Origin of the sequence: Alkaliphilus pronyensis (genome assembly GCF_009017275.1) — a bacterium.
In the GTDB taxonomy this organism is placed as follows: domain Bacteria; phylum Bacillota; class Clostridia; order Peptostreptococcales; family Natronincolaceae; genus Alkaliphilus_C; species Alkaliphilus_C pronyensis.
Genome location: NZ_WBZC01000036.1, coordinates 38,906 through 47,304 on the forward strand (window position 1 = coordinate 38,906; position 8,399 = coordinate 47,304).

An 8,399-nucleotide genomic window follows, 5' to 3' on the forward strand; every position below is an offset into this window, starting at 1 on the left:
AGTGGAAGCTTGAAAGAGAAGGTGCTAATGATATTTGGACCCACTGCTGTAGGTAAAACCAAAACATCAATAAAAATAGCTGAAAAACTAAATGGAGAGATAATTTCTGCAGACTCAATGCAGATTTACCGTTACATGGATATAGGAACAGCAAAGCCAACTGTAGAAGAGCAGGGGGGGATACCTCATCATTTGCTAAATGCTGTCTATCCTGATGAAGAGTTTACTGTTGCAGATTTTCAAGAAGAGGCTAAAGCTTTAATTACTGATATTACGTCAAGGAATAAGCTTCCTATAGTTGTTGGAGGCACTGGTCTGTATTTTAACTCCCTTATCTATAATATGGATTTTACAAATACTATTTCCAATTGGCAGCTGCGGCAAAAGCTTGAAGCTGAAGCTAAAAGTAAAGGTAATAAACATCTACATGATAAGCTTAGGGAAATAGACCCTGCTGCAGCAGTAAGGATACACCCTAATAATGTTAAACGGGTTATAAGAGCCCTAGAGGTTAATTACGAAGGGGGCGAAAATATGGGGAGTTTTAAAGAGGATATATCCCCAAATGATGACAATGACTTCCATATAATTGGCTTAAACCGAGAGAGAGAGGAACTATATAATAGAATTAATCAAAGGGTAGATATTATGCTGGAGCAGGGACTAGTTGAGGAAGTTAAGGCCCTTCTTGCCAAGGGCTATTCAACAGAACTAATAGCCTTCAAGGGATTAGGCTACAAAGAAATTATTAAATATCTTAAGGGTGAATGCTCTTTAGAGGAAGCAGTTGAAGTATTGAAGCGGGATACAAGAAGATATGCCAAACGACAATTGACATGGTTTAAAAGATACGACAATGTGAGCTGGTACAATGTTAGTAATTATTTATCTGAAGAAAAATTATTTAATGATATTCTTAAAGAGGTGGAAGGACATTTTTACTTCTTATCGAATAATTAAATAAATATAAATATATGAGGAGGTCATAGCATGAAAAATACAATAAATCTACAGGATGTTTTTTTAAATCAGGTACGGAAGGAAAGCATTCCTATTACAATATATTTAGTAAACGGATTTCAGCTTAAGGGTTATGTAAAAGGCTTTGACAATTATACTATTGTATTGGATTCAGATGGGAAGCAACAGTTAATATATAAGCATGCAGTATCAACTATCTCACCTGGAGCTCCAGTTAACTTAACAAATAATAAAATTTAATCTCCTCAACCGCCATTAAAAGGGCGGTTTTTTTATCACATTTAATAGCTTAGATGAATAAAATAGAATAGCATCTATTTTGAGGTGATTTATGAAAAAAAAGCTATTAGATACAATGGATTGTAGATATAATTCACTTGAAGCCGGTAGGCTTTCAACTAACGAATTTTTTGATATTTTACTACTTGAAAAGCCAACTACTAATGGTGAATTAAAGTCTGACGATAATGAAATCATATTAGCCGATACCCTTAAGGAGTTAGATATGCTTATAGGTTTAACCAATGTAAAAGCACTTGTTAAGGAGGTATTAGCATATGCAGATATGCAAAAAAAGAGAAGGGCTAATGGATTACAGACACAGCCTTTGGCTATGCATATGATATTTAAGGGGAATCCAGGAACGGGAAAAACAACAGTAGCAAGGTTGCTAGGTAAAATCTTTAAGGCTAAAGGATTATTAGAGGTTGGTCATTTATTAGAAATTGAAAGGGCAGATTTAGTAGGTGAGTATATTGGCCATACAGCTCAAAAGGTAAGAGAACAGATAAAAAAAGGATTAGGTGGAGTAATATTTGTGGATGAAGCCTACTCCCTCGCCAGAGGTGGAGAAAAGGATTTTGGTAAAGAGGCAATAGATGCCCTTGTAAAGGGAATGGAGGATAATAAGGATAACCTAATTATAATTTTAGCCGGCTATAAAGAGGAAATGGATACATTTTTAAGTATTAATCCAGGCTTAAAATCAAGATTTCCGATACATATGGATTTTGACGACTATACAATAGAAGAGCTAGTTGAAATATCTGAACTAATGCTTGATTTACGACAATATACCCTGTCTATGTCAGCAAAGGCTAAATTATATCAGCTTTTAGCACAGAAACGACTTAGAGATGGTTTACATTCTGGCAATGCAAGGCTTGTTAGAAATATAATAGAAAAAGCTATTAGAAGGCAGGCAGTCCGCTTAAGCAATAGAGAAAATTGTACAATTACAGACTTAATGATGCTAGCAAGAGAAGATTTAGAGTGACATCATTTAAATATTATCAATTAGCTTAGTATTTATTGTTGTCATTCTTTTTATTTTAGAAGCATATGCTTTAGCATTAGGATTGTACAATGGTTAAGAATTGTTAATGGATGGTGATAATATGAAGCACTGTCTCATAGTCGGTAAGCCTAATGTTGGAAAGACGTCATTTTTTCTTAATTTCGCATCCTATTTAGGTGTATATACCTGTAAACTGACCTTTAGGGACAATAGGGGAGAAATCATACAGAAGGAGTATTTAATTGATATTGCAAAAAAAAACCTTATAAGCAGCAGCCCCTTTAAAACAATGGATATTATTGAGATCAATTTATCAGTTCCAGTATACAAGGGAATGCAAAGCTTTGTTCTATTAGATTCTAGTGGTCTTATTGATGGTACAAGTGATAGCCATGATATTAGAAGCTCCATGACTGCAACTATAAAGGCATTGCAAAACACAGATATGGTACTACATATGATGGATGCCTCTAGTATATTCTCAAAGGAAATAAACTCAATTAGCCTTATAGATGACCAAATAAACAAGTATTGTAGATGTAAAAGTCTTTATTGTATATTAGCAAGTAAAATGGATAAAGAAGAAAGCGAAAGGGGCTATCAATTGTTAAAAAACAAGTACCCCACTTCATATATAATTCCAGTATCCTCAGTAAGTGAAAGAGGCTTTAAAGAGGTGAAATTCTTTGTGGGCAGAAATCTTTAGAAGATATATGGCGGTATTTTTAATTGGCTTTGTTATTAAATGGTTAGATGATGAAGTAGATTTTAAGGAAGAGGCTATAATAAGTAAAAACAGCACCATTAAAGCTCAAGAATATAAGCTTCCCTACTGCTTATTGTTTTTGTCATTAGCAATGCTACTAGATACCTATTACTCCTTTGCATTATTTACATCAGCCTATATAATAGGTATGTTTGATATACCCTTTCAAAAGCTACCCTTTGGACTAAAATCCTATCAAGAAATTATATTTATATTAATAATAAATATAATGTTTGTACCAATAAAAACCTTTATACACTCACTAACATTAATTTTAATAATACAACTGGTGGATGATTTAATTGATTTTTACTATGATAAACGATATGGCTTTAAAAACTTTGCCGTTAAATTTGGTAGAGGAGAGGTACTTATAGCCACATTTATTCTAGCTGTTATGTCATTAATGCTTAGCTTGGTAAATACAATAATTGTATTGCCTGTTGCATTTTTTATAAATTACTTGTATTTAAGAGGGTAGGGGGGTTATAATGCTATATGGTACAGTTATACTTATAGGTCTATTTATGTTATTATTAGGCTATATAATTGGACGAAAAATAGGAGCAAAGGAAGGATACCAGAAAGCCTTAAATCATGTACCAATGGAATTGAAGCTTAACCTATATGAGAACAAAAAATGCCCTATTTGTAATTCGATAACAAAGGATATGGAGGATTAATACTAATATGAAGCAAAGGTACGAAATACTACGTGAGGTTTTTAATATTGATAATGAAATTATAGATGCAGTACAGCAAACAGAAGAGGAAGTTCAATCACAATTTTTAAAAATTGATGAGATTAAAGAGTATAATCAATACAAGGTTCTTAAGGCAATGCAGGCATCAAGCCTCAGTGATCAGCATTTTCAATGGACAACCGGTTATGGATACAATGACTTAGGTAGAGAAAAGCTAGAAGAGGTTTATAGCAAAGTATTTGGTGGAGAAGATGCAATAGTAAGACCCACAATAGTCAATGGAACCCACGCTTTAACTCTATCCTTAACAGGTATACTTAAACCAGGGGATGAGATGATTTCAGTAACCGGAAAACCCTATGATACACTTGACGAGTTAATAGGTCTAAGGGGATCTTATGATTTAAGCTTTAAAAATTTAGGAGTTAAATATAAGCAAGTAGATTTTTTAAGCAATGGTGAAGTGGATTATGATGGAATTCACTCTGAAATCAAAGATAGTACAACCCTTGTATACATACAGAGATCTACTGGATATGGCTTTAGAAGGGCTGTTGATATTGAAGCAATTGATAAAATTGTTCAAATAGCAAAGAAGAAGAACTCCAATATAATATGTATGGTGGACAACTGCTACGGTGAGTTTTTAGAAAGAAAGGAGCCAACAGAGGTAGGAGTTGATTTAATTGCTGGCTCTTTAATAAAGAACCCTGGTGGTGGACTAGCTTTATCTGGTGGCTACATTATAGGAAAAAAAGCCTTAATAGATTTAATATCCTTTAGAATGACTTCACCTGGAATAGGCAAGGAGTGTGGTTTAACCTTTGGAACTTCACGCTCATTATTTCAAGGTCTATTTCTTGCACCCCATATTGTCAGTGAAGCTATAAAGGGGGCTGTGTTTTGTGGAAAGCTATTTGAGAGTTTTAACTATAAGGTAGTTCCAAAATATAATGATAAAAGAAGTGATATTATTCAAGCTATAGAATTAGGGGCAAAGGAGAAGGTTTTAGCTTTTTGTAAGGGAATTCAAGAAATGGCACCTGTTGATTCCTTTGTTAAGCCAGAGCCGTGGCATATGCCTGGCTATGATGTACCAGTAATTATGGCGGCAGGTGCATTTATTCAGGGCTCGTCAATTGAGCTAAGCTCAGATGCTCCAATAAAGCCCCCCTATGTTGTGTATTTTCAAGGGGGTTTAACCTATGAGCATAGTAAAATAGGAGCAATTAAGGCCCTACAAAATATAAAAAACCTAGATAATAACATATAAAAAAAACTCAGTTATTTACTGAGTTTCAATATAATGCTTACATTTTTCTAAATACACCTATAACCTTGCCTAATATAGAAACATCCTTAACAATTATCGGCTCCATTGAGCTGTTTTCAGGCTGTAATCTAATATAATCCTTCTCACGGAAAAACCGTTTAACAGTTGCTGTATCATCTAAAAGAGCAACTACAATATCGCCATTTTTTGCTACAGACTGCTGCCTAACAATTACATAATCATCATTCATAATGCCAGCTTCAATCATACTATCACCATTAATAGTTAACATAAAAAGATTATGGTTTTCATTACCTACAAAATCCAATGGCATAGGGAAGGTATCTTCAATATTTTCAACTGCCAAGATTGGTTCTCCAGCAGTAACTTTACCTATTATAGGAATGTTAATCATTTCTTTGTTATATGTAAAATCCTCTGTATGATCCTCCAATAAAATCTCTATAGCCCTTGGCTTAGTAGCATCTCTCCTAATGTAGCCCTTAGACTCCAGCTTAGAAAGATGACCATGCACAGTAGAGGTTGATCTTAGTCCAACAGCTACACAAATTTCTCTAACAGAAGGTGGATACCCCTTTTCATTTATTTGGCTTTTCATATAGTTTAATATTTCAGCCTGCTTAACACTTAAATCCTCATACATTTTAGAGCTCCTTCCCAACATATGTTATTTATTTTCCATTATAACACAAATAATCAAATAATACAAACACTAGTTCGTAACATTAATTACTCATCTAACCATTCGAAGTTGTTTACAATTTCTCTTTTTACATTTTTCTTATGGGCAGCATATAATTGAGTAGTGGTAACATTTTCATGATCCAATAGATTCTGTACATCATAAATTGAAAAGCCCTGTTGTATCAAGGAGGTAGCTGCTGTTGCCCTAAGCTTATGGGGACTATATCCATTTTCTACAGTTGTCCCCAAAACATAAGCTGTGTATTTTTTTACAAGGTTACGTATAGCTCTTGTAGTCATTCTAGTTTTTTGAAGAGAAAGAAATAGTGCATCTTTACTTTCTTCATTTAAGAGTACAGACTTTGGTCTTTCTAATTCTATATATTCCTTAACTACTTTTTCGCAGGTTCTATTAATAGGCATTAACACCTCTTTACCACGCTTTCTATAAATCTTAAATTCACCACGGCTAAAGTTGAAGGAGGATATGTTTAACTGGTTTAGCTCCTTTAAACGTAGGCCATAGGTAACAAACAAAATAATTATAGCCCTATCCCTAAGCCTGGTCTTTTCCCAATAGATTTTTTCCTTATCCGTAAAGGCAGCTCCTGTTTCTAGTACATCTAAAAGCCTTGCAACCTCATCGATTTCCAGTCGCTTAATTGCATCAGGCTGAGGCTTTGGTAATCGTATAGGATTAAAACCGTCGGTAATATTATTTTTCAATTTTTCGTCACGATACAGGTATTTAAACAATACTGAAAGGGAAGACTTTTTCCTTGCCAATGAAGGGTTATGGTTTTCAATTATTTTTTTACTGGTCTCATTTTCAACTATGTACCTACTGCAGTATTCACCAATAAAGTAATTAACCACTCTTGCTGTTATTTTATTGAACTCATCAAGGCTAATTTCATATGGATTTTTTGCGGCTGTAATACTGCCTTCTAAAACTAAGTATTTACAGAAGAATAAAATATCATTTAAATAGGCGTGTCTTGTTGTAAGGGCAACAGCATTTTTTAAGTATATAAAGAAATCCTTCATAAACACAGGTAGCTGAGCCTCAACTTCTAAGCACTGTTCAATTAAAGCTTGATCTGAAATAACGATATTATCTGGCTTATCGGACTTATTATGAACAGTTAACTTCTTCTTTTTTTCCATTATTCTCACCCCTTATATATATTTTAATTACAAAGTGTATTCATTACAAGTAAAAAGCAATAGTTAAGTAAACATTATAAAAACATATTTCCATTTAAGCACCTTTTTAGCAATAAAACATATTTTAGTAATGACTAGAGATAGTTAATAATTTTAAAGGGGGGCTAATTGTATGGGTGAAGTAAAAAAAGATAATTGTGGAGGTATCTTTGGAGGTATAAGCAATAACAGCTTATTATTCTTCTTTTTACTACTAGTAATTATTTTCTGTAACTGTTACCATATCTTTGGTACTGGTGATAGTCTACTATTCTTCTTCTTATTATTAGTAGTATTGTTTGGAGGCAGATTCTTGTTTGGTGGATTCGGCTTCTAAGCTTCCATAATTAAAGCTACAAAAAAGACTCTTGAAAAATAAAGCTCAAGGGTCTTTGTAGCTATATATTAAACTATTAGTAAATCTCCATTTTTACATATCTCTTATATTTTAAGAGAGTTATATTTAATTACAAGATGGAGAGAGGGGAATTAATATGAAGCAAGAGGATTTTAAGGAAGAGCAAATAAATACTTCTGTAGTACACAACTACATTCCAATAATGCTACTATTACTAACACTTGGTAGAAGAGATGAAGGCCTTAGTTCTTCTATTAATACATTAAGAAGACAGGAAATGAAGTTAGCCCTAAATACGCTTTGCTCTAATTTAAATGAAAAGGAGCTAAAGCCTATCTATACATTATCTGGAGCATTAGAGATATTGGATATTATAGATAGAATAAGAAATAAAACCTATAGAATTGATAATTCATATATATCAAATGGTGGAGTTACTAATGGTGATACACATGAAAAACAGCTGGCCTTTATTAGGGGACTAAAAGAATATGCAAATGATAAGGACAGAAATCTACTTGAGGTTATAGAAGGCACTTTAACTACAATGCAAAAGCTAAAAAAAATTAACTCCTTAGAAGATAAAGCAAATTCAGCCTTTAATCAGAATACAAATGATTCAAAAATAAAGACCGATGAAGATATTAATATAAGTGATGAAGTTGCAACTGAACATGAGGAATATGTAGACTTTGGTACTTTAGAGGATGCAGATATAGGTGAAAATGAAGTGGATGAAAAAACTGCAATACATGAGTGTAATTATGAAGATGAATATTATAATATGAAGTTTTAACACCATTATGCAAACCATATATAATTGTGCCTTAACTAAATGACACAATAATATGTGGTTTCTTTCATCCCAACACTGTAAATGTCGAAATTACTCGATTATTTCTTAAAGGATAATGTTCAAATATAGGGAACTACTTAATATATATTGTTAATTGGAAATCTTATTTATGACATGATAATAAGTACAAGCATAAGGTGTATATACGACATAGCTTCAGATATACTACCTATACGGTTGTATATACGACATAAATTTGGGGTAGTGTGTAGGATGTTCGTATATATATAAGTTATATGAAATTTTGTGCAAA

General features: G+C 33.0%; 11 protein-coding genes. 9 read left to right on the forward strand and 2 right to left on the reverse strand.

Features of this window, described 5'->3' with window-relative positions:
* Nucleotides 1–9: 9 nt before the first annotated feature.
* The 7 genes from miaA (at nucleotide 10) to F8154_RS10160 (ending at nucleotide 5,021) form a co-directional block, all read left to right on the forward strand.
* Nucleotides 10–960 carry a tRNA (adenosine(37)-N6)-dimethylallyltransferase MiaA gene (gene miaA / locus F8154_RS10130; RefSeq protein ID WP_279237180.1) on the forward strand — a complete coding sequence of 317 codons (951 nt, stop codon included), beginning with the start codon at nucleotides 10–12 and terminating at the stop codon, nucleotides 958–960.
* Between the two features lie 30 nt (nucleotides 961–990).
* The gene (gene hfq / locus F8154_RS10135; protein ID WP_151861506.1) at nucleotides 991–1,221 is read left to right on the forward strand and encodes an RNA chaperone Hfq; all 231 of its coding nucleotides are present in this window, start codon (nucleotides 991–993) and stop codon (nucleotides 1,219–1,221) included.
* A gap of 91 nt (nucleotides 1,222–1,312) precedes the next feature.
* On the forward strand, nucleotides 1,313–2,257 hold the full coding sequence (locus F8154_RS10140) for an AAA family ATPase (protein WP_243141229.1): 945 nt from the start codon (nucleotides 1,313–1,315) through the stop codon (nucleotides 2,255–2,257).
* Nucleotides 2,258–2,363: 106 nt separating this feature from the next.
* Nucleotides 2,364–2,984 (forward strand): GTPase domain-containing protein, encoded by a 621-nt coding sequence (locus F8154_RS10145; RefSeq protein WP_151861507.1) that lies wholly within the window; start codon nucleotides 2,364–2,366, stop codon nucleotides 2,982–2,984.
* Nucleotides 2,965–3,525, forward strand: a complete 561-nt coding sequence (locus F8154_RS10150) for a hypothetical protein (protein WP_151861508.1) — start codon at nucleotides 2,965–2,967, stop codon at nucleotides 3,523–3,525. Before F8154_RS10145 ends, F8154_RS10150 begins: the two co-directional genes overlap by 20 nt.
* A 10-nt stretch (nucleotides 3,526–3,535) precedes the next feature.
* Nucleotides 3,536–3,727: a hypothetical protein gene (locus tag F8154_RS10155; RefSeq protein ID WP_151861509.1), complete on the forward strand. Its 192-nt coding sequence runs from the start codon at nucleotides 3,536–3,538 to the stop codon at nucleotides 3,725–3,727.
* Nucleotides 3,728–3,734: 7 nt separating this feature from the next.
* On the forward strand, nucleotides 3,735–5,021 hold the full coding sequence (locus F8154_RS10160) for a methionine gamma-lyase family protein (RefSeq protein WP_151861510.1): 1,287 nt from the start codon (nucleotides 3,735–3,737) through the stop codon (nucleotides 5,019–5,021).
* Between the two features lie 37 nt (nucleotides 5,022–5,058).
* Here the strand turns inward: F8154_RS10160 and lexA are convergent, their stop codons facing one another.
* Together lexA and F8154_RS10170 are read right to left on the reverse strand one after the other, a co-directional pair.
* Complete coding sequence (gene lexA, locus F8154_RS10165; RefSeq protein WP_151861511.1) at nucleotides 5,059–5,685, reverse strand: transcriptional repressor LexA; 627 nt, start codon at nucleotides 5,683–5,685, stop codon at nucleotides 5,059–5,061.
* Between the two features lie 86 nt (nucleotides 5,686–5,771).
* On the reverse strand, nucleotides 5,772–6,896 hold the full coding sequence (locus F8154_RS10170) for a tyrosine-type recombinase/integrase (protein ID WP_408609013.1): 1,125 nt from the start codon (nucleotides 6,894–6,896) through the stop codon (nucleotides 5,772–5,774).
* Between the two features lie 169 nt (nucleotides 6,897–7,065).
* Here F8154_RS10170 and F8154_RS10175 point away from each other — a divergent pair, with 169 nt between their 5' ends.
* Both F8154_RS10175 and F8154_RS10180 read left to right on the forward strand, forming a co-directional pair.
* The gene (locus F8154_RS10175) at nucleotides 7,066–7,269 is read left to right on the forward strand and encodes a hypothetical protein (protein ID WP_151861513.1); all 204 of its coding nucleotides are present in this window, start codon (nucleotides 7,066–7,068) and stop codon (nucleotides 7,267–7,269) included.
* A 157-nt stretch (nucleotides 7,270–7,426) separates the two neighbouring features.
* Nucleotides 7,427–8,086, forward strand: a complete 660-nt coding sequence (locus F8154_RS10180) for a hypothetical protein (RefSeq protein WP_151861514.1) — start codon at nucleotides 7,427–7,429, stop codon at nucleotides 8,084–8,086.
* Nucleotides 8,087–8,399 lie beyond the last annotated feature (313 nt).